This window comes from Micromonospora sp. MP36 (assembly GCF_008119785.1).
Classification (GTDB): domain Bacteria; phylum Actinomycetota; class Actinomycetes; order Mycobacteriales; family Micromonosporaceae; genus Micromonospora.
Window position 1 is genome coordinate 425754 of the sequence record NZ_VSFA01000001.1, and the last position, 25790, is coordinate 451543.

24 protein-coding genes, 1 tRNA gene and 1 pseudogene are annotated in these 25790 nt (G+C 73.7%); 16 read left to right on the forward strand and 10 right to left on the reverse strand.

Annotated features, from left to right (window positions below; all coding sequences use genetic code 11):
• Positions 1–7: 7 nt before the first annotated feature.
• Entirely contained in the window at positions 8–1378 is a 1371-nt protein-coding gene (locus tag FXF52_RS01985; protein WP_148793401.1) for an MFS transporter, read from the forward strand.
• 121 nt (positions 1379–1499) lie between these two features.
• Complete coding sequence (locus FXF52_RS01990; RefSeq protein WP_148793403.1) at positions 1500–2972, forward strand: aminotransferase class V-fold PLP-dependent enzyme; 1473 nt, start codon at positions 1500–1502, stop codon at positions 2970–2972.
• A 62-nt stretch (positions 2973–3034) separates the two neighbouring features.
• Here FXF52_RS01990 and FXF52_RS01995 read toward each other — a convergent pair whose 3' ends face one another.
• From FXF52_RS01995 to FXF52_RS02010, 4 genes are all read right to left on the reverse strand, one after another.
• Positions 3035–3976, reverse strand: coding sequence for a hypothetical protein (locus tag FXF52_RS01995; protein WP_255471694.1), 942 nt, complete (start codon positions 3974–3976; stop codon positions 3035–3037).
• A 137-nt stretch (positions 3977–4113) separates the two neighbouring features.
• Positions 4114–5046, reverse strand: coding sequence for a hypothetical protein (locus tag FXF52_RS02000; RefSeq protein ID WP_148793405.1), 933 nt, complete (start codon positions 5044–5046; stop codon positions 4114–4116).
• A gap of 160 nt (positions 5047–5206) precedes the next feature.
• Positions 5207–6412: a hypothetical protein gene (locus FXF52_RS02005; RefSeq protein WP_148793407.1), complete on the reverse strand. Its 1206-nt coding sequence runs from the start codon at positions 6410–6412 to the stop codon at positions 5207–5209.
• Positions 6405–6965 (reverse strand): SigE family RNA polymerase sigma factor, encoded by a 561-nt coding sequence (locus tag FXF52_RS02010; protein ID WP_148793409.1) that lies wholly within the window; start codon positions 6963–6965, stop codon positions 6405–6407. The genes FXF52_RS02005 and FXF52_RS02010 overlap by 8 nt, the downstream gene beginning before the upstream one ends.
• Positions 6966–7102: 137 nt before the next feature.
• On the opposite strand from FXF52_RS02010, the gene FXF52_RS02015 reads away from it, so the two are divergent.
• Together FXF52_RS02015 and FXF52_RS02020 are read left to right on the forward strand one after the other, a co-directional pair.
• Complete coding sequence (locus tag FXF52_RS02015) at positions 7103–7678, forward strand: NADH-quinone oxidoreductase subunit B (RefSeq protein WP_148793411.1); 576 nt, start codon at positions 7103–7105, stop codon at positions 7676–7678.
• A 59-nt stretch (positions 7679–7737) separates the two neighbouring features.
• Positions 7738–9054, forward strand: coding sequence for a DUF2252 domain-containing protein (locus tag FXF52_RS02020; RefSeq protein ID WP_148793413.1), 1317 nt, complete (start codon positions 7738–7740; stop codon positions 9052–9054).
• 20 nt (positions 9055–9074) lie between these two features.
• Here the strand turns inward: FXF52_RS02020 and FXF52_RS02025 are convergent, their stop codons facing one another.
• Positions 9075–10121 (reverse strand): glucose 1-dehydrogenase, encoded by a 1047-nt coding sequence (locus FXF52_RS02025; RefSeq protein WP_187413281.1) that lies wholly within the window; start codon positions 10119–10121, stop codon positions 9075–9077.
• Between the two features lie 106 nt (positions 10122–10227).
• Between FXF52_RS02025 and FXF52_RS42820 the strand changes: the two are divergent.
• Both FXF52_RS42820 and nuoH read left to right on the forward strand, forming a co-directional pair.
• Positions 10228–10851, forward strand: a pseudogene (locus FXF52_RS42820) (NADH-quinone oxidoreductase subunit C); the annotation flags it as partial.
• A 272-nt stretch (positions 10852–11123) separates the two neighbouring features.
• Positions 11124–12086: an NADH-quinone oxidoreductase subunit NuoH gene (gene nuoH / locus FXF52_RS02035; protein WP_148793418.1), complete on the forward strand. Its 963-nt coding sequence runs from the start codon at positions 11124–11126 to the stop codon at positions 12084–12086.
• 38 nt (positions 12087–12124) lie between these two features.
• Here nuoH and FXF52_RS02040 read toward each other — a convergent pair whose 3' ends face one another.
• The gene (locus FXF52_RS02040; protein ID WP_148793420.1) at positions 12125–13171 is read right to left on the reverse strand and encodes a glutathione S-transferase family protein; all 1047 of its coding nucleotides are present in this window, start codon (positions 13169–13171) and stop codon (positions 12125–12127) included.
• A gap of 152 nt (positions 13172–13323) precedes the next feature.
• On the opposite strand from FXF52_RS02040, the gene FXF52_RS02045 reads away from it, so the two are divergent.
• Positions 13324–13746, forward strand: coding sequence for an ester cyclase (locus FXF52_RS02045; protein WP_148793422.1), 423 nt, complete (start codon positions 13324–13326; stop codon positions 13744–13746).
• An 18-nt stretch (positions 13747–13764) separates the two neighbouring features.
• Here the strand turns inward: FXF52_RS02045 and FXF52_RS02050 are convergent, their stop codons facing one another.
• Positions 13765–14301, reverse strand: a complete 537-nt coding sequence (locus tag FXF52_RS02050; protein WP_255471695.1) for a Uma2 family endonuclease — start codon at positions 14299–14301, stop codon at positions 13765–13767.
• A 194-nt stretch (positions 14302–14495) separates the two neighbouring features.
• On the opposite strand from FXF52_RS02050, the gene FXF52_RS02055 reads away from it, so the two are divergent.
• The 8 genes from FXF52_RS02055 to FXF52_RS02090 all read left to right on the forward strand — a co-directional run bounded on the left by FXF52_RS02055 (position 14496) and on the right by FXF52_RS02090 (position 23510).
• Entirely contained in the window at positions 14496–15086 is a 591-nt protein-coding gene (locus FXF52_RS02055) for an NADH-quinone oxidoreductase subunit I (RefSeq protein WP_148793424.1), read from the forward strand.
• Positions 15083–15682, forward strand: coding sequence for an NADH-quinone oxidoreductase subunit J (locus FXF52_RS02060; RefSeq protein ID WP_255471696.1), 600 nt, complete (start codon positions 15083–15085; stop codon positions 15680–15682). The genes FXF52_RS02055 and FXF52_RS02060 overlap by 4 nt, the downstream gene beginning before the upstream one ends.
• Entirely contained in the window at positions 15679–16074 is a 396-nt protein-coding gene (gene nuoK / locus FXF52_RS02065; RefSeq protein WP_148793426.1) for an NADH-quinone oxidoreductase subunit NuoK, read from the forward strand. The genes FXF52_RS02060 and nuoK overlap by 4 nt, the downstream gene beginning before the upstream one ends.
• Positions 16071–17996 carry an NADH-quinone oxidoreductase subunit L gene (locus FXF52_RS02070; RefSeq protein WP_148793427.1) on the forward strand — a complete coding sequence of 642 codons (1926 nt, stop codon included), beginning with the start codon at positions 16071–16073 and terminating at the stop codon, positions 17994–17996. The genes nuoK and FXF52_RS02070 overlap by 4 nt, the downstream gene beginning before the upstream one ends.
• A complete protein-coding gene (locus FXF52_RS02075; RefSeq protein ID WP_148793429.1) occupies positions 17993–19498 on the forward strand; it encodes a NuoM family protein in 1506 nt (501 codons plus the stop codon). The genes FXF52_RS02070 and FXF52_RS02075 overlap by 4 nt, the downstream gene beginning before the upstream one ends.
• 106 nt (positions 19499–19604) lie before the next feature.
• The gene (locus FXF52_RS02080) at positions 19605–21068 is read left to right on the forward strand and encodes an NADH-quinone oxidoreductase subunit N (protein ID WP_148793432.1); all 1464 of its coding nucleotides are present in this window, start codon (positions 19605–19607) and stop codon (positions 21066–21068) included.
• Positions 21069–21220: 152 nt separating this feature from the next.
• A complete protein-coding gene (htpX, locus tag FXF52_RS02085) occupies positions 21221–22099 on the forward strand; it encodes a zinc metalloprotease HtpX (protein WP_148793434.1) in 879 nt (292 codons plus the stop codon).
• 151 nt (positions 22100–22250) lie between these two features.
• Positions 22251–23510, forward strand: coding sequence for an MFS transporter (locus tag FXF52_RS02090; protein WP_148793436.1), 1260 nt, complete (start codon positions 22251–22253; stop codon positions 23508–23510).
• A 286-nt stretch (positions 23511–23796) separates the two neighbouring features.
• Here the strand turns inward: FXF52_RS02090 and FXF52_RS02095 are convergent, their stop codons facing one another.
• On the reverse strand, positions 23797–24291 hold the full coding sequence (locus FXF52_RS02095; RefSeq protein ID WP_148793438.1) for a YajQ family cyclic di-GMP-binding protein: 495 nt from the start codon (positions 24289–24291) through the stop codon (positions 23797–23799).
• Between the two features lie 149 nt (positions 24292–24440).
• Here FXF52_RS02095 and FXF52_RS02100 point away from each other — a divergent pair.
• Positions 24441–24524: transfer RNA gene (locus FXF52_RS02100), tRNA-Tyr, on the forward strand.
• A 130-nt stretch (positions 24525–24654) separates the two neighbouring features.
• On the opposite strand, the gene FXF52_RS02105 is transcribed toward FXF52_RS02100, so the two are convergent.
• Positions 24655–25389, reverse strand: a complete 735-nt coding sequence (locus FXF52_RS02105) for a cation transporter (RefSeq protein WP_148793440.1) — start codon at positions 25387–25389, stop codon at positions 24655–24657.
• Positions 25389–25718 (reverse strand): helix-turn-helix transcriptional regulator, encoded by a 330-nt coding sequence (locus FXF52_RS02110; RefSeq protein WP_187413282.1) that lies wholly within the window; start codon positions 25716–25718, stop codon positions 25389–25391. Before FXF52_RS02110 ends, FXF52_RS02105 begins: the two co-directional genes overlap by 1 nt.
• Positions 25719–25790: the final 72 nt, after the last annotated feature.

Consider the following 25790-nt stretch of genomic DNA (forward strand, 5'->3'; position numbering starts at 1 on the left):
CGGCTCCATGGACCCGGCGGGGCAGGGGCCGCCGCCCCGCCGGGTGCACCTCGGGTACGCGCTGGGCTCGCTGGTCACCGGGGCGTTCGGCACCGTGCCCGGGCTGCTCCTGCTGCCGTACCTCACCGACACGCTGGGCGTCGCGGCCGGCGTGGCCGCCCTGCTGGTGCTCCTGCCCAAGGCCTGGGACGTGCTGGTCAACCCGGTGGCCGGGCGGGTCTCCGACCGGACCCGGTCCCGTTGGGGTGCCCGCCGGCCGTACCTGCTCGGCGGTGGGCTGGCGTTGGCGGTGCTCTTCGCCTCGATCTTCGCCGCGCCGTTCGGGGCCGGCCCGGCCGCCGGGGCGTACGTGGCGGTGGCGTTCCTGGCCACCGCGACCGCGTTCGCCTTCTTCCAGGTGCCGTACGTGGCGATGCCGGCCGAGCTGACCGGCGACCCGGCGGAGCGTACCCGGCTGATGAGCTGGCGGATCGCGGTGCTGGCGCTGGCCATCCTGGTCTCCGGCGCGGTGGCCCCGGCGGTGGTGACCGCCGGCGGCGACGGGGTGCCGGGACACCGCTGGATGGGCCTCTTCGTCGCCGCGCTGATCGTGGCCGGGGCGGTCGGGGCGTTCCTCGGCACCCGGTCCGCGCCCACCGGGACGGTGGGGGAGAGCGAACCGAGCCTGCGCGCCCAGCTCGCGGTCGCCGGCCGGAACCGGCCGTTCCGGGCCCTGCTGGTCTGCTTCGTGGTGCAGTCCGCCGGGGTGGCGACCGTGCTGGCCGGGGTGAGCTACTTCGCCGGCCAGGTGCTCCGCGCCCCGGAGACCGGGCCGACCCTGCTCTTCGCCTGCTTCGTCGGGCCGGCGCTGCTCGTCATGCCGCTCTGGACCCGGGTGGGCGCGCGGGTCGGCAAGCGGGCGGCCCTGGTCGCCGCGTCGCTGCTCTTCGCGGCCGGCGCGCTGGCCCTCGTCGCCGCGCCCGCGCTGCCGGCCGTCGGGGTCTACGCCGTGGTCGCGCTGATCGGCGTCGGGTACGCCGGCCAGCAGGTCTTCGCCCTCGCCATGCTGCCGGACTGCATCGCGTACGACACCGCGCGCACCGGCCGCCGGCAGGCCGGCGTGTTCACCGGGCTCTGGACGGCCGGGGAGACGTTCGGTCTCGCCCTCGGCCCGGGCCTCTACGGCCTGGTCCTCCAGCTCTCCGGCTACGTGTCGTCGTCCACCGGGGTCGCCGCCGACCAGTCCGCCGGCGCCCGCCTCGGCGTGCTGCTCGGCTTCACCGTCCTCCCGGCCCTGCTGGTCGCCGCCCCGGTGCTGCTGCTGCGCGCCTACACCCTGACCCCCGCCCAGCTCGCCGCCGGCTCGGCGCGGTCGGTTACCGCGCCGGCGGGCGCATGAACCGCGACCGGGCGGGCCGGCCGCGGCGAGTGAGTGCCAGCAGGGGTCTCCTCCACCACGCGCGGCGTTGACCGGGGTCCCTGCCCTGCCGACCGCCACGAGGAAAGGGCGTCACGAGTCGATGATCGAGGAAGGGACGGGCGCGCTGCCCGTCGAGGGGGTGCCCGCGGACCGGGTGCTGGCGGAGATCCGGGCCCTGCGCGCGGCCGACCGGCCGACCCACGGCGGGCGGCTGTTCGCCTACGTCTACGACCCCGGCGTGGCCGGGCTGGACGAGCTGGCCCGGGCCGCGTACGCGGAGAGCGCCCACGTCAATGGGCTTGACCCGACGGCCTTTCCGTCCCTGCTGGCGATGGAGAACGCCCTGGTCGGGGCGGCCGCCCGGCTGCTTGGCGGTGGCCCGGGCACGAGCGCCCCGGAGGTGGTCGGCAGCGTCACCGGCGGCGGCACCGAGTCACTGATCCTGGCCGTCAAGGCGGCCCGGGACGCCCGGCCGGACCTCGCCGCGCCGCGGATCGTGGTGCCGGCCAGCGGGCACGCCGCGTTCGCCAAGGCGGCCCACTACCTGCGGGTGGCCCTCGACACCGTGCCCGTGGACCCGGCCACCCTGCGGCCGGCGGTGGCGGACGTGGCCGCCGCGATCCGGCCGGAGACCGTGCTGGTCGCCGCCTCCGCCCCCGCATACGCGCACGGCGTGATCGACCCGGTCGCGGAGATCGCGGCGGTGGCGGCGGCGGCCGGGGTGCGCTGCCACGTGGACGCCTGCTTCGGCGGCTGGGCGCTGCCCTGGCTGCGGCGGCTCGGCGCGCCGGTGCCGGCGTTCGACTTCGCCGTCGACGGGGTCACCTCGATCTCCGTCGACCTGCACAAGTACGCGTACGCCCCGAAGGGGGTGTCGGTGCTGCTGCACCGGGACGCCGGGCTGCGGGCGCCGCAGTACTTCGGATACGCGGACTGGCCCGGTTACACCATGGTCAACCCGGTGATCGCCTCCACCAGGTCCGGCGGTCCGATCGCCGCCGCGTACGCCACCCTGCGCCACCTCGGCGAGGCCGGCTACCTGCGGCTGGCCGCGCGGACCCGGGAGGCGGTGTCCGGGCTGGCCGACGCGGTACGCGCCGTCGACGGGCTGCGGCTGCTGGCCGAGCCGGAGTCGACCGTGGTCTGCTTCACCAGCGACGACCCCGGTCTCGACCTGTTCGTGCTGGTCGACGAGTTGACCGCGCGCGGCTGGCACACCCAGCCCCAGCTCGCGTACGCCGGGCTGCCGGCCAGCGTGCACCTCACGGTGACCGCGGCGGTGGCCCCGCGGGTGGCCGAGTTCGGCCCGGCGCTGGCCGACGCGGCGGCGGTCGCGCGGGCGGCCGGCCCGGTCGTCCTGCCGCCGGAGGTGCGTGCGCTCGCGGCGTCGCTGACCCCGGAGGAGCTCAGCCCGGAGTTGATCGCCGGACTGGCCGCCGGCCTCGGGCTCGGTGCCGGGCCGGCGCCGGACCGGATGGCGGCCGTGAACACCCTGCTCGACGCCGCCCCGGTGCCCCTGCGGGAACGGCTGCTGGTGGAGTTCGTCGGGCTGTTGCAACGCCCCACCTGGTGAGTGCCGCTCGCGACCCGACCCTGTCGTCCGGCCGGGGAAGCACCCCGGCCGAACGACGTCTTTCAGTTTGCCGTGACGGTGAACGAGGTGGTGTCGTCGGTCGGGTCCACGTCGGTCAGGCTGATCGGATAGCTCGGCTCGACCGTGTAGGACCCGGTGCCCAGCTCGCCGGCCGGGGTGCCGGCGGGCGCGGTGAGGATGACGTCGACGCTGCGCTCCTCGCCCGGCATGAACCGGCCCTCCGGCACGGTGAACGCTTCAGGGAAGCTCGGCAGGTCCTGCGGCTCGATGTGATCCACCCAGACGCCGGCCGGCAGGCTGGCGCGGACGTTGAGGAGGAACGAGGGCGCGTCGTTGCCGTACCGGACGGTCACCGGCATCCGGCCCTTGAGGCTCCCGTCGGGCTGCCGGTCGAGCGTGACCGCGCTCGCGCGGAGCGAGATGTCGGTCTGCGTCGCCTGCACGTACGGCTTCGGCTTGTTGATGCCGCCCTTGGTGGAGCGGAAGAGGGTGGTGAAGGGAGCGCTGGCCACCGGCTGCTCCGAGTTTCCGACCAGCACACCGACGGAGCCGTCGTCGACGACCATGGCGTAGTCGCGCGGGGTGGTGAGGACCTGGATCTTCAGGCCGTACGTCTGGCTGGCACCGGGCTCGAGCCACGTGGTGGAGCCACCGCACATGATGCGAAGGCGGACTCCGACGCCCGAGGCGGACCACCAGCAGGTGTCGGACGGGACCAGGTCACCCGCCGACGCGCCGGCCGGTTCGAGGAAGGTCAGGTTGAACTGAGTGGCGGTCGGGCCGTTGTTGGTGACCGTGGCGCTGAGGGTGCCGACGTAGCCCCGGTCGGTCGGCTCCAGCACCAGCCGCTGCGCGGTGACGGAGAGCGTGTCGCTGGACTGGCTCGGCGCGGCGGCGGCCGGCGCCCCGGCCGCGAGCACCGCCAGCGCGGAGCCGAGCAGGCCGGCCGCGATTCGGCGTCCGACAGGCATGGTGATTGGCATGGATGTTCCTCCCCGTGGTCGGTGTCACGCCGTTGCCGGCGGGCATCGACCAGCACCATAGCGAGGCTGATCCACTATGGGCGCCCCAGCTGGACGAAACGGGCCCGGCGCATCGCGCCGGGCCCGTCGTCACGTGGTCAGCCCGCCTCGACCGCCGTCACCGGGAACGAGGTGGTGTTGTCCGCCGGGTCGACGCCCGGCATGGAGCTGCCGTAGAAGTAGCTCGGGCTGAGCGTGTACGAGCCGGTGCCCAGCGCGCCGGCCGGGGTTCCGGCCGGGGCGCTGAGGTAGACGTCGAAGGTCCGCTCCTCACCGGGCATGAACCGGCCTCCCGGCACGACGAAAGAGTCCGGGAAGCTCGGCATGTCCTGCGGCTCGATGTGGTGGACGATGACGCCCGCCGGCAGGGCGGCATTGACGTTCAGGTGGAACGACGGGGCGTCGTTGCCGTACCGGACGGTGACCGGCATCCGGCCGAGCAGGCTGCCGTCGGCCTGCCTGGTCAGCACCACGGCCTCGCCGCGGATGGTCAGGTCCGTCTCGGTGGCCTGCACGTACGTCCGTGGGCTGCGCACGCTGCCCGTGGTGGACTCGAACAACGTGGTGAACCGGGCGGTGTCCGACGGATCGGTGGCACCCGCCGGCACCACCGCGATGCGCCCGTCCCGGGACACCATCGGGTAGTCGCGGGCGGTGGTCCAGACCTGGAAGCCGAGCTGGAAGGTCAGGCTCGCCCCGGCCTCGATACGGCCGCCGTAGCAGCTGGTGACCAGCCGGTTCTCCACCAGCCGCTCGTAGAAGCACGGGCCACCGGGCTCAATGGTGGTGAAGGAGGCCCCGGCCGGCTCGGTGACGACCAGGTCCACCGAGGTGGCGGTCGAGCCCGGGTTGGTCACCGTCGCGGTCATCGTCCCGACGTACCCACGGTCGGTGGGGGTCAGGTCGAGCTGCTGGGCGGTGATGCTGGGCCGAGCCGTCGCGGTCGCGGCGGTGGCGGGTGCCGCCAGGGTGAGCAGGGCGGCGGCCCCGCCGAGCAGCGCGGTGGCGACCCGTGCCGTACGTGTGGTCATTGCTGTTCCTCCCGTGATCCCCGTTGGTGGGCGGCGGCGCTTCCGTCCGCCCGATGGTGGGGACACGTCTCTGCCGAGTCGCCGGTTGCAACCTGATTTGTCGCGAATGCGACGCGGCGACCCGGGCCACCGGGTCGCCGCGTCCGCAGGGGGTGTACGCCTAGCCGGCCGTGTGCAGCTCCACCGCGTTGTCCTTCGGCTTCAGGTCCGTCCAGTACTGCTCCTGCGAGTCGTAGTGGATGACGCGCAGGAGCGCTGGCCCGCCCATCGGCACCGGGCCGATCAGGAACCGGAAGGTGTACGTCTTTCGTCCCCCGGCCGGCAGGCTGTCCAGCACGCAGGCGTCGGACCCCTCCGATCGCACCGGCCGGCACCGGGTCACGTCACCGCCCGAGGGCTTACCGACGCTGGAGAAGTCGGTGAAGCCGAGCCGCGGCACGTCCACCGGCCCCTTGTTGACCACGGTGACCGTCACCGACCCGAGCCGCCTGCCCACGTTGTCCGGCGGCCCGAGCACGAGGTCACCGGCGGTCAGGGTGAGGTCGGTCAGCCTGGGGTCGATCCCGAACTTCGTCGGCCCGGCGGTCTGGGCGAACCGTTCGCCGGTCCAGGCGTACGTCCGCCACTGCCGCTGTGGCGCCCACTCAGGAGTGCTGCAGCAGGGCTGGATGTCGGCCACCCGTACCCGGACCTTCCCGTCGGCCTGCACCGAGAACTCGGTGATGTCATCCATCCCCTCGCGGGTGCCGACGATCCGGCCCATGGTGACGATGCGGCCGGTCTCGTCCCGGTCGAAGGCCAGCACCTGCTTGGCCTTGGCCTCGCCGAACCGGCAGCCGACCAGGCCGACCGTCTCGGTGGCGCCGTCGCCGTCGAGATCGCCGTAGCGGAGTTCGTCACCCAGCAGTACCGGCCGGTAGTCCGGCTCCGGCTCCGGCTCGGCCCGCAGCCGCACATCGTGGGTGGTGCAGGTCTTCGGGGCGTACGACGGCCAGGTAGGCAGGTCGAGGCGGGCGGCCAGCAGTTGTGCCCTGCTGATCCGTCCGTCCGGCGCGGCCCGGGTGGGGCTGGCCGTGCTCGACGTCGGCGACGGGGTCGGAGACGGGGTGGTGGCAGACGGGGGCGAGCCGGGAGTAGCGGCTGGCACGTGCGGCGGACCGTCGCGCCGATGCAGCGCCGCGTTCGCGGTGACCGGGATCGCCACGGCGAGCACCACGGCCGCCGCGGTGACGACCGCGGTACGCCGCCGCCGACGGCGTACCGTCTCCCGTACCGCTGCCGGGCCGACCGGCCGCACCGCCGGCGCGTACGCCGCGCGGAACGCGGCGAACTCGCCGCCGACCAGGATGTCCTCGAACTCACTCATGGTCGTCCACCTCGTTCGTGCCGGTCAGTTGCGCGGCCAGCGCCGCCCGGCCCCGGTGCAGCCAGGACTTGACCGTGCCCTCCGGCACCCCCTCCTGGAGGGCGATCTGCGTGACGGAGAGGTCCGCCAGGTAGTGCAGCACCACCGCGCGCCGCTGGCTGGGCGGCAGCTGGGCCAGGGCGGCGGTCAGGGCCACCCGGTCCGGGTCCGGCCCGGGCACGTGCTCCTCCCGCTGCCGGCGCAGCCAGGCCTGGGCGGTCCGCAGCCGCCGCCACCGGCTGGTGGCGAGGTTCCAGGCGACCCGGCGTACCCAGGCCACCGGGTCGTCGTAGCGGGACACCCGGGACCAGCGGGCGAACGCCCGGCAGAAAGCGTCCTGGACCAGGTCCTGGGCCTGTGAGAGGTCCCCGCAGTACGCGGCGAGCTGGAGCGTCAGGGACCGGAAGTGCGCATGGTAGAGCCCGTCGAAGTCGATCGCCTCGGCCCGCTCCGGGCGCTCCGCGGTCCGCTCAGGTGGCGGCTCACCGAGCCGCGGTTCCCTGGTCACCGTCATCTGGTCCTCCCCGTGCGCGTCGCCGCCGACGCGATCGACATCCGTCACACGCATCGACGCCGGCGACGGTTGCGCGGGTTGCCACCTCCGGCGCTGTGGTTGACTGTCACATCGGGGACAGGTGAGGGAGGCCTGAGGTGCAGGTTCCGGCGGTGCTCGGCGAGCCGATCCGGTTCGTGCTGAACTGGGGCCGGCGCTACTCGCTCTGGGTGTTCAACTTCGGGCTGGCCTGCTGTGCCATCGAGTTCATCGCCACCAGCATGGGCCGCCACGACTTCATCCGGCTCGGGGTGATCCCGTTCGCCCACGGCCCCCGGCAGGCCGACCTCATGGTGGTCTCCGGCACGGTCACCGACAAGATGGCCCCGGCGATCAAGCGGCTCTACGACCAGATGCCCGAGCCGAAGTACGTGATCTCGTTCGGCGCCTGCTCCAACTGCGGCGGCCCGTACTGGGACTCCTACTCGGTGACCAAGGGAGTCGACCAGCTCATCCCGGTCGACGTCTACGTGCCCGGCTGCCCGCCCCGCCCGGAAGCGCTGCTGCACGGCATCCTCCGGCTGCAGGAGAAGATCGCCGCCGAGGAGTCCGGCATCGGCGGCGTGGCCCGCCCGGACCGGCTCGCCCCGCCGGTCGACCCGCGGCCCGCGGAGAGCACGCCGCGCCCGGTGGAATCCCTCACCGCGCCGCCAGTCCGCCCGCCGGCCGGCTGACGTCGCCCCCGCCGGCCGGCCGAGGTCGCCGTTGGCGGCCGGGGGCTAGCGTGCGGGCCATGACCCAGTCTGCGGACAAGCGCTCCGCCTTCATCGTCGACGTGCTGACCGAGGAGTTCGGCGCCTCGATGGCGCTCGACCCGGCGGCGTTCCGCCGCAAGTTCCGCAAGATGGCCGCCTCCCCGTTCGCGTTCTACCGGGGGAGCGCGTCGCTCTTCTACGCCGACCAGCGCGGCGACTTCGTCAGCGACCGCTACCTCGACGACCGGACCAGCCGGGTGTGGATCCACGGCGACCTGCACGCCGAGAACTTCGGCACCTACATGAACGCCTCCGGGCAGCTCGTGTTCAACGTCAACGACTTCGACGAGGCGTACGTCGGGCCGTTCTCCTGGGACCTGAAGCGGTTCGCGGCCAGCGTGGCCCTGCTCGGCTACGCCAAGGCGCTCTCCGACCGGGTGATCGGCGAGCTGGTCAGCGGTTTCGCCCGGTCGTACCTGACCGAGCTGCGGGCCATCGCGGCCGGCGGGGACGACGCGATCGGTTCGATCACCCTGGCGAACGCCGACGGCGTGCTGCGCCGGGTGCTCCAGCAGGCCCGGCTGAACACCCGGGTGGACCTGCTCGCCGAGCAGACCAGCATCGACAACTACGACCGCCGGTTCTCCCTCGGCGACGGCGTCTTCGAGGTCGATGCCGCGACCCGGGAGAAGGTCTGCGCCGCGTTCCACGACTACCTGGCCACCCTGCCGGCGGCCACCGCCCGGCTCCGCCCGGTCGCCGCCACCATCAAGGACGTGGTGCTGCGTAAGGGCGTCGGCATCGGCTCGGCCGGGCTGCCCTCGTACAACCTGCTGCTGGAGGGGCATACCCAGGCGCTGGAGAACGACGTCGTCATCTACATGAAGCAGGCCCAGGTGCCGGCGGTGGCCCGGCACATCGACGACGAGCGGGTCCGGTCCTACTTCCGGCACCAGGGGCACCGGACCGCCGAGTCGCAGCGGGCGCTGCAGGCGTACGCCGACCCGTGGGTGGGGTTCACCGAGCTGGACGGGGTCGGTCAGCTCGTCGCCGAGGTGTCGCCGTACGCGGCCGACCTGGACTGGGCCGACGTGAACGAGCCCGAGGAACTCGCCGGGGTGCTCACCGACCTCGGCCGGGCGGTGGCCCGGATGCACTCCGTCGCCGACGACGAGTCCAGCCACGACCTGGTCGACTACTCGACCGAGGAGGCGATCGTCGCCGCGGTCGACGCCGACGCGGAGGGCTTCGTCGGGTACCTGGTCGACTTCGCGCATGCGTACGGGATCCGGGCCCGCGAGGACCACCAGCTCTTCGTCGACCTGTTCCGCAACGGCCGGCTGCCCGGCATCTGAGCCGCGGTCCGCCCGGCCGCTCAGGCCGTGAAGTCCAGCACCACCTTGATGTCGTCCGGTCCGGTGGCGTACGCCTCGGTGTACGCCGCCACCGGCACGCGGCGGGTGATCAGCGAGTTCAGCCAGCCCTGGTCGGCCCGCGCGAGGGACTCGGCGGCCATCTCCCAGTGCCGCCGGTTGGCGTTCACCGAGCCGAAGACCACGTTGTTCTCCAGCACCAGCTCGCGGTTGAGCGCGCCCGCGTCGAAGTCGATGGTCCGGCCGCCGCTGGACACCCCGGTGAGGCAGACGATGCCGGTCGGGCCGGCCTGGCACATCGCGTCCATCACCACCACCGGCGCGCCGGTGCACTCCACCACCACGTCGGGCGCGAAGTCCAGCTCGCTCACCCGCGAGGTGTGGTAGGTCGCGCCGAGCGAGCGGACCAGCTCCGGCTTCGGCCCGCTGGTGGCCCGGTCCAGCACGTGCACCGACAGCTGGCGCTGGGTGGCGAGCAGCGCGGCCAGCAGGCCGATCGGCCCGGCCCCGGTCACCAGCACGGTCTGCGGCTTCCACTCGGCGCGGCGGCCGATCCGCTCGATGTGGTCCCAGGCCTTCGCCAGCACGCTGGTCGGCTCCAGCAGCATGCCCACCGGGGCGAGCATCGGGTCCAGGCCGACGGCGAACTTCGGCTGCACCCGCCACCGGTCCCGGGCGAACCCGGGGAGCCCCTTGATGCCGTGCTCGGTGTACTGCCCGTTGCGGCACATGTCCCACTCGTCCACGGCGCAGTTCTGACACGGCACCGGGTCGGGATGCCGGACGATGCCGGCCACCAGGTCGCCGGGCCGAAGGGTGCCGGTCGGGTCCTCCAGCACCCGGCCCAGCGCCTCGTGGCCGAGCACGAGCCGCTCCTGCCCGGGCGGCGCCTCGCCGTAGGCGCCGGAGATGATCTCCTGGTCGGTGCCGCAGATGCCCACGGCCAGCCCCTCGACCAGGATCGCCCCCTCCTCCGGGGGCGGTTCGGGCCAGTCGGGATCGCAGCGCAGCGAGTTCGGGACGCCGGGAGTCACAGTCACAGCACGCACGGTGAACATCCTTCCCTGCCGGGCGGCCGCCCGCGCGCAAAGCGGCGGAACCGGCCGGAGCACGCGGGCGGCTCGACGCGAGTCGGGACGCCATAGGATCAGCGGCATGACTCCGGAAGAGGTCGGCCAGCGGTTGGTCGCGCTGCTCGCGCCGGTCGAGGTCACCGCGTCGGTCTCCGGTGGCCAGGCGTACGCCCGCGCCACCGTCGACGTACCCCCGGCGAGCTGGCGGGACGCGGTGCGCGCGGCTCGCGACGATGCCCAGCTGGGCCTCGACTTCTTCGACTGGCTGTCGGCGGTGGACGAGCTGGCCGAGGGTTTCGACGTGGTGGCCCACCTCTGGTCGACGCGGCACCGGCACGGGCTGCTGCTGCGCACCCGGGTGCCCCGGGAGGCGCCGGTCGTGGCGTCCGTGGTCGACCTCTTCGCCGGCGCGGGCTGGCACGAGCGGGAGACCCACGAGATGTTCGGCATCGGCTTCGACGGGCATGGCGAGCTGCGCCCGCTGCTGCTGCCGCCCGAGTTCGAGGGGCACCCGCTGCGCAAGGAGTTCGTGCTCGCCTCCCGGGTCGCCAAGCCCTGGCCGGGCGCGAAGGAGCCGGGAGAGTCGGAGGCGGGCGGCGGTCGCCGGCCGATCCGGCCGCCGGGCGTGCCGGCGCCGGGGGAGTGGGGAATGACGCCCACGCCTGCCGGCGCGGCCGGGGTGGGCGAGGGCCAGCGCGGGGGTACGCCAGCCCGCCCGGCCCGGGAACGCCCGCCGCGCCCCGCCCCTGGCGAGCGCCCGGCCCGCCCGACCACTGCGGAACGACCGGCGGGCCCGACCCGGTCCACTTCGGCCGAGCGACCGGCGGGTCCGGCCCGGGGTACGCCCGGGGAGCGACCGGCGGGTCCGGCCCCGGCCGGGCCTGGGACGCCGGGTCGGCCGACCCCGGGCGAGCCGCCGACCGGCCCGCCCCGGCAGGAGCCGGCCGCCAAACCGGGGACCGAGGAGAGTGACGGCTGATGCCCGCCTGGTTGGAGCTGGTCCTCCGGGTGGCCGGCGTGCTGGTCGCGTTCCTCACCCTGCCCCTGATCGTCGGGCAGGCCGAGCACAAGGTCATGGCGCACATGCAGGGCCGGCTCGGCCCGATGTACGCGGGCGGCTTCCACGGCTGGGCGCAGCTCATCGCCGACGGCGTCAAGTTCGTGCAGAAGGAGGACGTCACCCCGCGCGACGCCGACCGGCCGGTGTTCCGGCTGGCCCCGGCGGTGGCGCTGGTGCCGTACCTGCTGGCCCTGCTGGTGATCCCGCTCGGCCCGGGCGACCTGGTCGGGCAGCCGCTGGACATCGGCCTGTTCTTCGTGCTGGCCGTGGTCGGCATCGGGGTGCTGGCGGTGCTGATGTCCGCCTGGGCCTCGGCCAACAAGTACAGCCTGCTCGGCGGGCTGCGCGGCGCCGCCCAGCTGCTCGGCTACGAGCTGCCGCTGGTGCTGGCCGCCGCATCGGTGGCGATGGCGGCGGGGACGCTCAGCCTGCCCGGGATCGTCGAGGCGTGGCGGCCGTGGTGGCTGCTCTGGCAGGCGCCGGCCATGGTGATCTTCTTCGTCGCGGGGCTGGCGGAGATCCGGCGGCCGCCGTTCGACATGCCGGTGGCCGACTCCGAGCTGGTCTTCGGCTACATGACCGAGTACACCGGTCTGCGCTTCGCGTTCTTCCTGCTCGCCGAGTACGTCGGCATCGTGGTGATCGCGGCGCTGACCACCGTGCTTTTCCTGGGCGGCTGGCAGGGCCCGTTCGCGGACGCCCAGCTGGGCTGGCTGTGGACCCTGCTCAAGGTCTTCGCCGTGGCCTTCGTGATCATCTGGCTCCGGGTGTCGTACCCGCGGCTGCGCGAGGACCAGCTCCAGCGGCTCTGCTGGCTGGTGCTCGTCCCGCTGGCCCTGGCCCAGCTGGTCCTGACCGCCGCCGTCCGGCTGGCGATGTGAGGAGGGCCCCCGCCCTGACGCAGGGGCCCTCCGGAGGCTCAGCCGACCCGCAGCGGGGTGTGGGCGGGGTCGACGGGTTCGGCCGGCGGTGGGGGCGGGGTGCCGTCCCCGAAGGGTCGACCGCCCAGGGCCTCCCGGCCGTGCGGGGTGAGCCAGCCCGACAGGTCCGGGCCGAGCGGCACGATCCCGGTCGGGTTGATGTCCCGGTGCACCTCGTAGTAGTGCCGCTTGATGTGGTCGAAGTCGACGGTGTCGCCGAAGCCGGGGGTCTGGAACAGGTCCCGGGCGTACGCCCAGAGCACCGGCAGCTCGGTCAGCTTCTGCCGGTTGCATTTGAAGTGGCCGTGGTAGACCGGGTCGAAGCGGACCAGCGTGGTGAACAGCCGCACGTCCGCCTCGGTGATCGTGTCACCGACCAGATAGCGCTGCCCGCTCAGCCGCTCGCTCAGCCAGTCGAGCCGGTCGAAGAGCCGGCGGTACGCGCTCTCGTACGCCTCCTGGCCGCCGGCGAAGCCGCACCGGTAGACGCCGTTGTTCACGTCCTTGAACACCACGGCGTTGACCTCGTCGATCTCGTCCCGCAGCCGCTCCGGGTAGAGCTCCGGCGCGCCCTCGCGGTGGTACGCAGTCCACTCGGTGGACAGGTCCAGGCCCATCTGCGCGTAGTCGTTGGTGACCACCTGCCCGGTCGGCACGTCCACGATCGCCGGCACGGTGATGCCCCGGTCGTACCCCGGGAAGCGCTTGAAGTACGCCTCGGCCAGCCGCTCGATGCCGAGCACCGGGTCCCGCCCGCCCGGGTCCAGGTCGAAGGTCCAGCTCCGCTTGTCGTGGGTCGGCCCGGCCACCGCCATCGAGATCGCGTCCTCCAGCCCGAGCAGCCGGCGGGCGATGATCAGCCGGCTCGCCCACGGGCAAGCCCGGCTCACCGCCAGCCGGTAGCGGCCGGGTGCCACCGGCCAGCCGTCCCGCCCGTCGGCAGTGATCCGGGTGGCGATGTAGCGCTGGTCGCGGGTGAACTCGCCGCCCGGCTCGACGTACTTTCCGCCGGTCCGGTTAAGGATCTCGTCGCCGCTCTGGGTCACGGTGCCACCTCGGTTCGCGACTGCGGGGCTCGCAACCCCGCCTCACTCCTCGCGCTCACGTCGTTGCCTCCTGTCGCTGTCGTCCCGTCCCATCATGGTCGTTCCCGCCCGGTCCGGCAGGCCCGCCCGGAGGCGGGGACTAGGCTGCCGCGGTGACCGATGTGGAGGCCGTGGCCCGACGCTTCATCACCGACGTGTGGAACGCGACCCGCGAGGAGACCGCGTACGAGCTGGTCGCCGAGGACTGCCCGGGGCTGGGCGGGACCGGGCCGGCGGCCGCCCTGGCCTGGCACCGGGACCGTCGGGCGTCCTTCCCGGACCTGCGCTACAAGATTGTAGAGGTGGTGGCCTCCGGCGACCGGGTGGCCGTGCACTGGCGGGCCGCCGGCACACAGGCCGGGCAGTTCGGCCCGGTGCCGCCGACCGGCCGGGTGGTCAGCTACTCCGGGGCGACGTTCCTGCGGTTCGACGACAGCGGCCGGATCGTGGACGTGTGGAGCGTCAACGAGCTGTTCCAGGTCCTCCAGCAGCTCGGCGTCGAGATGCTCCCGCCGCTCACAGGTGGCGGGGGGTGATCCGGCTGATCGGCAGGTTCACCGGGAACGGCTCGCCGGTGTCGACGAACTTGGTCCACCGCCGGTCTCCGTGTAGACCTCGTTCACCGGATCGATCTTGTAGGTGTAGATCACCAACCCGTCGTCCTCCATCTCCACCCGCCAGTAGAACGGGATACCGGCCTGCGCGTACAGCGCGGGCTTCAGCACCCGGTCGATGGATCGGGTGCTGGGCGAGACGATCTCGACGGCGAGCACCACCTCGTGCGGTTCGTACTTCGACGGCTCGCGGGCCGCCGCGACCGACGTGGTGACTAGCACGTCCGGGATGAAGGAGCGGGTGCGGTTGATCCGTACCTCCACCCCCTGGGTCACGTCGTAGTCGTCGGGGCAGTTCTCTTCGAGCGCGACGCCGAGCCGCATCGCGATGGTCTGGTGCACCCGGGTGGGGGAGGGGGACATGAGCAGCACTCCATCGAGCAGTTCCCGGCGGCGGCCGTCGTCAGGCAGGCGATCGAGGTCGTCGGTCGTCCACCCGCCTTCGGGCGGATAGTCGCTCTGCAGCGCGGCGGTCATCGGTCGGTCCTTCCAGGTGCGTCGTTCTCTCCCCCCCCCCCCGGAGCTACGGTACCGCCGCAATGCGCCGGGTGGTGGTCGCGCGCGCCGGGGGCACAGGGCAGGATGGGCGGCATGAGCGAGCGCAGCGAGCGAATCAGCAAGCTCAGCGCGGAGGTGCCTTACGGCGTCGGCGAGCGAAGCGAGGCGACGGCGTGAGCGAGCGCAGTGGTGTGCCCGGTGGCGGGCTGGCGAAGGGGCTGGCGGTCACCCTGCGGACGATGACCCGCCGCTCGACCACCCAGCAGTACCCGGAGGTCGCCCCCGAGCTGCCGCCCCGTTCGCGCGGGGTGATCGCGCTGCTCGAGGAGAACTGCACGGTCTGCATGCTCTGCGCCCGGGAGTGCCCGGACTGGTGCATCTACATCGACTCGCACAAGGAGGAGGTGGCGGTGCCCGGTGCCGCCCGCCCCCGCCAGCGCAACGTGCTCGACCGGTTCGACATCGACTTCTCGCTCTGCATGTACTGCGGCATCTGCGTCGAGGTCTGCCCGTTCGACGCGCTCTACTGGTCGCCCGAGTTCGAGTACGCCGAGTACGACATCAAGGACCTGCTGCACGACAAGGACCACCTCGGCGAGTGGATGGGCACCGTTCCGCCACCGCCGGCCCACGACCCACGCGGCGAACCCTCGAAGGAGGAGACCACCGCCGCCCGCAAGGCCGCGGCCCCCGCCGCGCGTCCGGCCCCCTCCCGGGTACGCCCCGAGCCCGGTGCCGAGCAGGGCGGGAGTGCGCCGTCATGACCGGTGCGGACGTGCTGCTGCTGGCCCTCGGCGCGGTGGCGGTCGGTGCCGCCGCGCTGGTGGTGGGCACCCGGCACCTGGTCCGGGCCGGCCTCTGGCTGGTGGTCTGCCTGGGCGCGCTGGCCGGCGACTACCTGGTGCTCACCGCCGAGCTGGTGGCCTGGGTGCAGGTGCTGATCTACGTCGGCGCGGTGGTGGTGCTGCTGCTCTTCGCGGTGATGCTGACCCGCGCCCCGATCGGCGCCTCCGCCGACCTGGACCGGCCCGGCTGGCCGGCCGCGCTGATCGGCGGCGGCAGCGGGCTGGGTCTGGCCGTGCTGCTGGTGCACGCGTTCCGCTGGTCCCGGGTGGACCTGCCCGCCGCGGGCACCGCCGACCGCCTGGGCGAGCAGGTCTTCCGCTCCTGGGTGCTGCCCTTCGAGCTGCTTTCGGTGCTGCTGCTCGCCGCCTTGGTGGGCGCGATCGTGCTGTCCCGCGTCGACATCGGCCGGCCCGGCGCGCCGCATGGTCGCCGCCGGCCGGCCGGCGGACCTCCGGCCCGACCCGAGCCGGCCGGTGCCATGGCCACCGTCGCCGAGGAGGGTGGGCGCGGGTGAGGCCGGTCATCCCGTACGTCACCGCCGCGCTGCTGTTCGGTCTCGGCGGCTACGGCGTGCTGCGGCGGCGCAACGCCGTCCTCGTGCTGATGGCCGTCGAGCTGATGCTGAACGCGGTGAACCTGATCCTGGTCACCGCCGACACCACGGTCCGGGCCCAGCTGCCGCACTCCGGTCAGGTCTTCGCGCTCTTCGTGATCGTGCTCGCCGCCGCCGAGATCGGCGTCGGGCTGGCCATCGTGCTCCAGCTCTACCGGCTGCGGGCCAGCGTGACCGTGGACGACGTGCCGTTGACCGAGCCGCCGGGGGCCGTACCCGCCGGCGCGACGGCCGGCCCGGCGAGCCCGCCATCGGGCGGGCCGGCCACCGACGCGCCGGAGGGGGAGAAGTGACCGGACTGCTCGCGGCGGCGCTGCCGGGCGTACCCCTGCTGGTGGGCCTGGTCGGGCTGCTGCTGCCGCCGTCGCCCAGGGGCGCGGCGACCGGCGAGGACCGGGCCCGGCGGGTGGCGATCACGCTCGGCGTGGCCGGCGCGGCCGTGGCCCTGCTGGCGGCGGTGGCGCTGCTGGTCCGCGTGGACCGCCCGATCGAGGGTGGCACCACCTGGGTCGAGCTGGGCGGGCTGACGGTCACCCTCGGCTACCGGCTGGACGGCGTGGCGGTGCTGGTCGCCACGGCGGTGGCCGCGGTGGCCCTGGCCGTGCAGGTCTACTCGATCGGCTACCTGAAGCGCGGCCCGCACGACGACGTCGAGGTGGACCACCGCTACCCGCCGTACGCGGCGCAGATCAGCCTCTTCACCGCCGCGATGCTGACCGTGGTGGTCTCCGGCGACCTGATCCTGCTGCTGGTCGGCTGGGAGGTGATGGGCCTCTGCTCGTACCTGCTCATCGCCCACGACCGGCGGCTGCCCGAGGCGCCCGCCGCCGCGGTGAAGGCGTTCCTGGTCACCCGGGTGGGTGACGTCGGCTTCCTGCTCGGCATCGCGCTGCTCGGCGTCGCCGCGGGCAGCTTCCGGATCGCCGACGTGCTGGCCCATCACTACTCCACCGGCACGCTCACCGCCGCGTGCCTGCTGCTGCTCGCCGGGGTGGCCGGCAAGAGCGCCCAGTTCCCGCTGCACACCTGGCTGCCGGACGCGATGGCCGGTCCCACCCCGATCTCCGCGCTGATCCACGCTGCCACCATGGTCGCCGCCGGCGTGTACGCGGTGGCCCGGCTCTTCCCGCTCTTCGCGCAGGCTCCGGCCGCCCTCGCCGTGCTCGGCGTGCTGGCGGCGATCACCGTGCTGCTGGGTGCGTTCGCCGCCACCGCTCAGGACGACATCAAGCGGGTGCTGGCCTGGTCGACGGTCTCCCAGATCGGCTACATGACCGGCGCGCTCGCCGTCGGCGCGCCCGCGGCGGCCCTGTTCCACCTGCTCACCCACGCCGCGTTCAAGGCGCTGCTGTTCCTCGCGGCCGGCGCGGTGATCCACGCCGTCGGCACCACCCTGATGTCCCGGATGGGCGGCCTCCGCACGGCCATGCCGGTGACCTTCTGGTGCACGGTGATCGGCCTCGGTGCGCTCGCCGGGGTGCCGCCGCTGTCCGGCTTCTGGAGCAAGGACGGCGTGCTCGCCGCCGCCGAGGCCGCCGCGCTGGAGGGCAGCGGCCCGAGCTACGCCTGGGTCGGCTGGCTGGTCTGGCTGGCCGGGCTGCTCGGCGTCGCCGTCACCGCCTGGTACGCCACCCGCCTGCTGCTGCGCGCCTTCCTCGGCGCGGCCCGGCTCCCGCTGGCCCACCCGCACGACCCGCCCGCGGTGCTGCGCTGGCCGGTGCTGCTGCTCGCGGTTCCCGCCGCGCTGCTCGGCCTGGCCGCCTTCGCGCCGTGGTTCGCCGACCGCCTCCGCGTTCCGGCCGACCGCAGCGGGGAGGCCGTCGAGCTGGTCCACCTCGGGCCGAACCTGCTGCTGCCGCTGGTGCTGCTGTTGGCCGGGGCCGGCGTCGCCTGGGTCGGCTGGCGCCGCGACCCGGCCGCCGATCCGGCCCGCGTCCTGGGCCCGCTGCGGCCGGTCTTCGCCCGGGCGTTCCGGCTCGACGACGTCCAGCACGCCCTCGTGGTACGCCCGACGACCGCGCTGGCCCGGGCCGTACGTACCGGGGACGAGCTGGGGGTGGACGGCCTGGTGGAGGGGAGCGGCCGGGCCGCGGTCGAGCTGGGCGGCGGGCTGGCCGCCCTGCACCGGGCGGCGCTGCCGCGCGCGGCGGCCGGCGTGCTGGCCGGCGCCCTGCTGATCGGCCTCACCGTGGCGCTGATCGGAGTGGCCTCATGACGTTCGGGGAGTTCCTGCTGGTCGCGGTCCTCGCGGTGCCCGCGCTGGGCGCCGTCGCGGCGGTCGCCACGCCGGGCGACCGGGCCGGGCGGCTGGTCGGCACCGTCGCCGCGGGGCTGACGCTGCTCGCCACCCTGCCGCTGGTGAGCGGCGACCACGGCTGGTTCGGCTACGGGCCGTCGCCCGCGGTGCAGCCCTGGCACCAGCTCGACCTGCCCTGGGCGCCCGGCCTCGACCTGCGCTTCCACCTCGGGGTGGACGGCATTTCCTGGCCGCTGGTGGTGCTGACCGCGCTGCTCACCCTGCTCTGCTGCGGCTACACGCTGTGGCGGGTGCCCGAGGGCGGTGGCAGCGGGCGGGCCCTGGTCGCGCTGCTGCTGGTGGTCGAGGTGGGCATCCTGGGCACCTTCCTCGCCCTCGACCTGGTGCTCTTCTTCCTCTTCTTCGAGGTCGTCCTCCTCCCGATGTACGCGATCATCGCCGGTTGGGGCGGCGACGACCGGCGGCGGGCGGCCCGCAAGTTCGTCCTCTACACCCTCTTCGGCTCGGTGCTGCTGCTGGTCGGCGTCTACGTGGTGGTCGCCGCCGCGGGCACCGCCGACCTGGTGACGCTGACCGGCGGGTCCGGGCTGCCCCGGGGCACCCAGCTCGCGGCGTTCACCCTGCTGGCGCTGGCGTTCGCGGTGAAGAGCCCGCTCTGGCCGTTGCACTCCTGGCTGCCCGACGCGCACACCCAGGCGCCCACCGTGGGCAGCGTGATCCTCGCCGGGGTGCTGCTCAAGATGGGCACGTACGGCCTGATCCGGGTGGCGGTCGGGGTGGCCCCGGAGGGCGCCCGCTGGGCCGCCCCGGTGCTCGGGGTGCTCGCCGTGGCGGCGATCCTCGTCGGGTCCCTGGTCTGCCTCGCGCAGGACGAGCTGAAGCGGCTGATCGCGTACTCCAGCGTGGGGCACATGGGCTTCGTGCTGCTCGGGGTGGCCACGCTCACCGCCACCGGCCTGCAGGCCGCACTGATCGGCAACATCGCGCACGGCGTGATCACCGGCCTGCTCTTCTTCCTGGCCGGGGCGGTCAAGGACCGTACGCACACCGGGTCCCTCGCCGAGCTGTCCGGGCTCCGGGAGACCACGCCCCGGCTCGCCGGGCTGCTCGGCTTCGCGGCGGTCGCCTCGCTGGGGCTGCCCGGGCTGGCCGGCTTCTGGGGGGAGGCGTTCGCCGTCATCGCGGCCATCCGGCGGGGCGGCGGGCTCTGGACCACCCTCGCGGTGCTGGCCGCGCTGGGCGGGGCGCTGACCGCCGCGTACTTCCTGCGGCTGCTGCGCCGGGTCAGCCACGGGCGGCCCAGCCCGGCCGTCGGGCGGCTCGCGCCGGGGCTGGCTGGGGCGGAGTTGACCGCCTGGGCGCCGCTGGTGCTGCTCGCCCTCGCTGTCGGCCTGGCCCCGGCCCTCGTGCTGTCCTACGCCGCCGGCCCGGTCAACGCCCTGCTGGCGGTCTTCGATTGAGCGCGGGGCGGGAGGCGGAGCGGAAATCCCGCGGTCGCGAACGAAGGTGGACTTCGGTGAGTGCGGCGGAGCGGAGCCCCGCGGCCGCGAACGAAGGTGAGGCCGGATGAGTCTGGTGCAGAGCGTGGACCACGTGGCGCTGCTGCCGGCCTACCTGGCCGCCGGCACCGCCGTACTCGTGCTCCTGGCCGACCTGCTGGTGGCCCGGGCCGGCGTCACCGTGGCGGTGGCCGCCGTCGGCGCGGCGGCCACCACGCTCGGCGCGGCCGGGGTCGGTACGGGCGACGAGCGGCGAACCTTCTGCGTCGGCGCCGACTGCTCCTACGTCTTCGGTGGCCGGGCCGCCCTGGTCGCGGCGGTCGTCGCCCTGCTCACCCTCGGCGTGCTGGCGCTGTCCGGTCCGCTGTTGCGGGCCGGCCGGACCCCGGTGGGGGAGTACGCCTTCCTGCTCGCCTGCGCGATGACCGGCGGCGTGCTGCTCGGCGCGGCCGGCGACCTGATCACCCTGGTGGTGGCGCTGGAGACGCTCACCCTGCCGCTCTACGTGCTCGTCGGGCTGCGCCGGGGCAGCCTGGCCGGCGCCGAGGCGGCGGTGACCTTCTTCGTGGTCAGCGTGGTGGCCACCACCCTCACCCTGCTCGGCGCGGCGCTGCTCTACGCGGTGACCGGCGCCCTGCACCTGGACCGGCTCGGCGCCGTCCTCGCCGCCGACGCCCACGTGCGCGACCTGCCGCTCACCACGGTCGCCGTGGCGCTGGTGGTGGCCGGGCTGGCGTTCAAGGTCGCCGCCGTGCCGTTCCACGCCTGGGCCCCGGCCACGTACGACGGCGCGCCGCTGCCGGTCGCCGCGTACCTGTCGACGGCCTCCAAGCTGGGCGGCGTGGTGGCCCTGCTCGCGGTGGTGCAGCGGGCGCTGCCGGCCACCGTCACCGGGCCGGTGCTGGCCCTGCTCGCCGCGCTCACCATGACCGTGGGCAACCTGGTGGCGCTGCGCCAGCAGCGCACGGTCCGGCTGCTCGCCTGGTCCTCGGTGGCCCAGGCCGGCTACGTCCTCGCCCCGCTGGGCGCGTTGGCGCTGGCCGCCGGCCGCACCGCCGACGCCCGCGCGGCGGCGTACGCGGCGGCCGTCGCGTACCTGGTCTTCTTCGTGCTGCTGGAGCTGGCCGCCTTCGCGGCGGTGGTGGCGCTGCGCCCGGCGGACGGCGACGGCGGCACCCTGGCCGACCTGCGCGGGTCGGCCCGCCGCCACCCGTGGGTGGGCGGGGCGTTCGCGCTCGCGCTGGTCGGGCTGGCCGGCCTGCCACCGGGCCTGGCCGGCCTGTTCGCCAAGGTGACCGTGGTCCGGGCCCTGCTGGCCGGGCACGCCGGTTGGCTGGCCCTGGTGGTGGCCCTGAACGCGGTGCTCGGCCTGGCCTACTACCTGCGCCTGATTGCCACCCTCTACGCGGCACCCGGCCCGGCCACCGCCCGGCCCGCCCGGCTGGTGGTCGCGGCCCTCGGGGTGGCCACCGCCCTCGCCGTGGTGGTGGGCTTCGCCCCACAGCTGGTGCTGGACCTGGCCGCCCGCTGAAGCGGCGGTTTGTCCCTCGGTGCCCAATCGGCACAGCGGCCACACAGAAATCCTCAGCCAACTCTCAGTCATGGGCGGGATGGTTGACGGGTACCGGTGGTGTTGAACCGGTCGGCGGATCCCGCACGGATCCGCGCACCGAAGGAGCGATCGTGCATCACAACCGTCTGAAGACCGCAGCGCTGCTCGGCCTGTTGACCTCGCTGATCCTCGCGGTCGGCTACTGGTTCGGCGGGAGCGGTGGCCTCGTCATCGCCGTCGTCGTGTCGTTGCTGATGAACGGCGTGACCTACTTCTACTCCGACAAGCTCGCACTGCGCTCGATGGGGGCGCAACCAGTCAGCGAGGCACAGTTCCCCGAGCTGTATCGGATGGTCCGCGAGCTGTCCACCCAGGCGGGCCAGCCGATGCCCCGCCTGTATGTGAGCCCCACCGCCCAGCCCAACGCGTTCGCGACCGGGCGCAACCCGCAGAACGCGGCGGTCTGCGTCACCCAGGGGATCGTGGAGATCCTCGACTACCGCGAGCTGCGCGGCGTGATCGGGCACGAGCTGTCCCACGTCTACAACCGGGACATCCTGATCTCCAGCGTGGCGGCCGGTCTGGCCGGCATCATCACCATGCTGGCCAACATCGCCTGGTTTATCCCGCTGGGCTCCTCGGACGACGAGGACGGCCCGAACCCGGCGGTCCTGCTGCTCACCTTGATCCTCGGCCCGATCGCGGCCACCCTGATCCAGCTGGCAATCAGCCGGAGCCGTGAGTTCCAGGCCGACCAGTCGGGCGCCGAGCTGAGCCGGGACCCGCTGGCCCTGGCCAGCGCCCTGCGGAAGATCCACATGGGTACGCAGATGCGCCCGCTGCCGCCGCAGGGCCAGCTCACCAGCACCGCCCACCTGATGATCGACAACCCGTTCAAGCGGGGTGGCGGCATCGCCGCCATGTTCGCCACCCACCCGCCGATGGAGCAGCGGGTGGCCCGCTTGGAGCAGATGGCCCGCAACGCCGGCCCGGTGCAGTTCCAGCGCTGACCGCGCTCGTCTCCGCCCGCGTCCCGAACCCGGGACGCGGGCGGAGCCGTGTCCGGACGTGTGAGCGAACCGACCATTCCCACGGCGAGCTGCGGCGTTAGGGTCAAAGGGGCTTCTCGCCCATTACCTGTCTCCCCCCGGAGGTGCTTCCTTGGCCGCCCTGCGCCAGTACCTGGGCGTCTGGCGGATCCCCGGCGCACCGATGCTGCTGATCCTTGGCATCATCGGCCGCCTCGGGATCGGCATGACCCCGCTCGCGCTGCTGCTCGTGGTCGAGGAGGTGACCGACCGGTACTCCCTCGCCGCGGTCGCCGGCGGCATCTACGCGCTTGCCGGCGCGGCGCTCAGCCCGATCGCCGGGCGGATCGCCGACCGGGTCGGTCCCACCCCGGTGCTGCTGGTCACCGCGGTCGCCCACCCGCTCGCCCTCTTCGGTCTGCTCGGGGCCAGCCGGTCCGGGGCCGACAACCTCGCCCTGATCTACCTGGCCGCCGGCATCGCCGGGGCCACCTTCCCGCCGCTGACCGCCGCCATCCGGGGCGCCTGGAACGACCTCACCGCGCCCACCACCGGCCGCGCCCACCTGCGCAACACCGCGCTCGCCGCGGAGACCTCGCTCTTCGAGGTCGTCTTCGTGCTCGGCCCGCTGCTGGTGGCCGGGTTCGTGCTGGCCGCCGACGCCGCCGCCGCGCTGGTCGGGGCCGCCGTGGTCACCCTGGTCGGGACCACCGCCGTCGCGCTCGGCCGGGTGATGCGGGGCTGGCGCCCGCACCCGCGCGAGCACCAGGCGAAGGGCCTCGGCCCGCTGCGGGTCGGGGGCTTCCCGGCCCTGCTGCTCTGCGTCGCCAGCCTCGGCATCGCGTTCGGTGCCGCCGGCGTGATCGTCCCGGCCTTCGCCGGGCAGGCCGCGGCCGACGACCCGGAGAGCCTGGCCGGCGTGCTGCTCGCCGTCTGGGGAATCGGCAGCGCCGTCGGCGGCCTCTGGTTCGGGGTACGCCGGCCGGCCGCCAACATGACCCGCCAGTTCGCCTGGCTGCTCGGCGCGGTGGCGGCCAGCTTCGCCGTGTACGCGGTGATGTCGGCCCCGCTGGCGCTCGGCGTCGCGCTGGTGCTCGGCGGGGCCACCATCGCCCCGGCGCTGACCCTGGAGAACACCCTGGTCGGCCGGATCGCCCCAGCCGGCATGCTGAACGAGGCGTACACCTGGGTGGTCACCATGTCGGTGGCCGCCAGCGCGGCCGGGGGAGCGGTGGCCGGGCTGATCGTCGACCACGCGGGCGGCGTGCCCTGGGCCTTCCTCTTCGCCGGGGCGGCGGTCGCCGTCGGGGCCGCCGTCGCCGCGCTGCCCGCCGGCCCCATCGCCCGGGCCGAGGCCACGGCGGTACGCGCCGAACACGCGGTCGCCGCCTGACCTGCCCCCTCGCGGCCCGTCCGGGGATCGAACCGGCCCCCGGGCGGGTACAGCCCCGGCATGTTCGTCTTCTTCTCGAACCGGATCGGCTGCCTCGGCTCGATCCTGATCAGCGCCATCGTGACCGTGATCCTGCTGCTGATCTTCGCCCGCTGACCGGGTCCGCTCTCCTCCCGCCTGCCCCACAGCGGCGAGGCCGCGGTGCCCCCGCGGGTCGTAAGGCGCGACGTCCGGGATGTGGTGCGGCGCTGGCTCGGCCGGCCCCGGAAGGGGCCGGCCGAGATGCTCAGCGGTAGTTGGTGAACTGAAGGGCGACCCCGAAGTCCTCGCCCTTGAGCAGCGCGATGACGGCCTGGAGGTCGTCCTTCTTCTTGCCGGTGACCCGCAGCTGGTCGCCCTGGATCTGCGCCTGGACGCCCTTCGGGCCGTCCTCCCGGATCTTCTTGCTGATCGCCTTGGCCTTGTCCGAGTCGATGCCCTGGATCACCTTGGCGTCGATCTTGAAGACCTTGCCGGAGGACCGCGGGTCGCCGGCGTCCAGCGACTTGAGCGAGATGTTCCGCTTGACCAGCTTCTCCTTGAAGACGTCCAGGGCGGCCCGGACCCGCTCCTCGGTCTCCGCCTGGAGGCTGATCGCCTCCTCGCCCGACCAGGAGATCTCCGCACCGGTGCCCCGGAAGTCGAACCGCGTCGCGAGCTCCTTCTCCGCCTGGCGGAGGGCGTTGTCGACCTCCTGCCGGTCGACCTTGCTCACGATGTCGAACGACGGGTTCGCTGCCATGCTCATGCTCCTGCTGTCCGGCGGTCTGTCCTGTTCCGTCCCCCGCTGGCCAGCGGTGGGACCCCCTGACGGTACCCGGTTGCGGCGCCCTGGGGGGCAACCGCTATCCTTGCAACCGCTGCCGCGCGATAGCGTGGTGGCAACGCCCTGGCGGGTTGCCCGAGCGGCCAATGGGAGCGGACTGTAAATCCGTCGCGAAAGCTACAGAGGTTCGAATCCTCTACCCGCCACCAGGTGCGACAACGGCCCCGTGAGCTGCGGAAACGCACTCCGGGGCCGTTCTCGTCCGGCCCAGCTCGATCCAGCGCTTCACGAACGCCACTTCGAGCGTGTCTCGCTCGCGACCGGGCATGCGCTGGAAGATCACTTGGCCTCTCCTGAGCAGCAGGAACAGCCGGGCTCGCACCCGCAGGCGTCGGTGCCCACAGCCTGAACAGTGAGCGAGCTCGCGCCGCTCACGGGCACCGCGCAACAGGCGTCCCCACGCCATGCTTCTCGCCCCTCCTTGATCGCCACCGCGGCGATGACCAGCGCGGCCAGCGGGTCGGCCCATGACCAGCCGAACAGGCTGTTGAGGCCCAGGCCGACGAGCAGTACGGCCGACAGGTAGGTGCAGAGCAGCGTCTGCTTGGAGTCGGCCACGGCCGATCGGGAACCCAACTCACGGCCGGCCCGCCGCTGCGCGTAGGACAGCACCGGCATGATGAGCAGCGACAGGGCGGCCAGGACCAAACCCATGGTGGAGTGTTCGGCCTCTCCGCCGCCGGCGAACGCGCGCACCGACTCGACGGTGACGTACGCGGCGAGCGCGAAGAACGACACCGCGATGATCCGCAGTGCGGCCTTCTCCCGCGCCTCGGGGTCACGTCCGGCGAACTGCCACGCCACCGCTGCCGCCGAGGACACCTCGATGACCGAGTCGAGACCGAAGCCGATCAGGGCGGTGGACGATGCGGCCTTGCCGGCCGCGATCGCGACGACCGCCTCGATCACGTTGTAGGTGATCGTCGCGGCCACCAGGAGCCGCACTCGGCGAGCGAGCATTGCACGCCGAGCTGCGCGGCCGCCGGGCTGGATCTGGACCAGCGGGGCCGACATCAGCAGCAGCCCCGCTGATCGGCGTCCGCGCATACCGTCGGGTCGACGGTATGGACCAGGTTCAGCAGGTCACCGAGCGCATGCGCGAGTCGCGCGTCGGCCAGCTCGTAGCGGGTCCGCCGCCCCTCGGGCACGGCCATGACCAAGCCGCAGCCCCGCAGGCAGGCCAGGTGGTTGGACAGGTTCTGGCGGGTCGTGCCGAGCAGGTCGGCCAGCTCCGCCGGATAGCCCGGAGCGTCCCGCAGCGCCAGGAGCAACCGCGCCCGGGTGGGGTCGGACAGGGCATGGCCGAACCGGGCGAGCACCTGCCCGTACGTCAACGTCTCCACTCCGCCGATAGTACAGCGCTCGCTGTATTAAGTGCTAGCCGTACGCGACCGTGGGTCGGGGCGAGGGGTGAC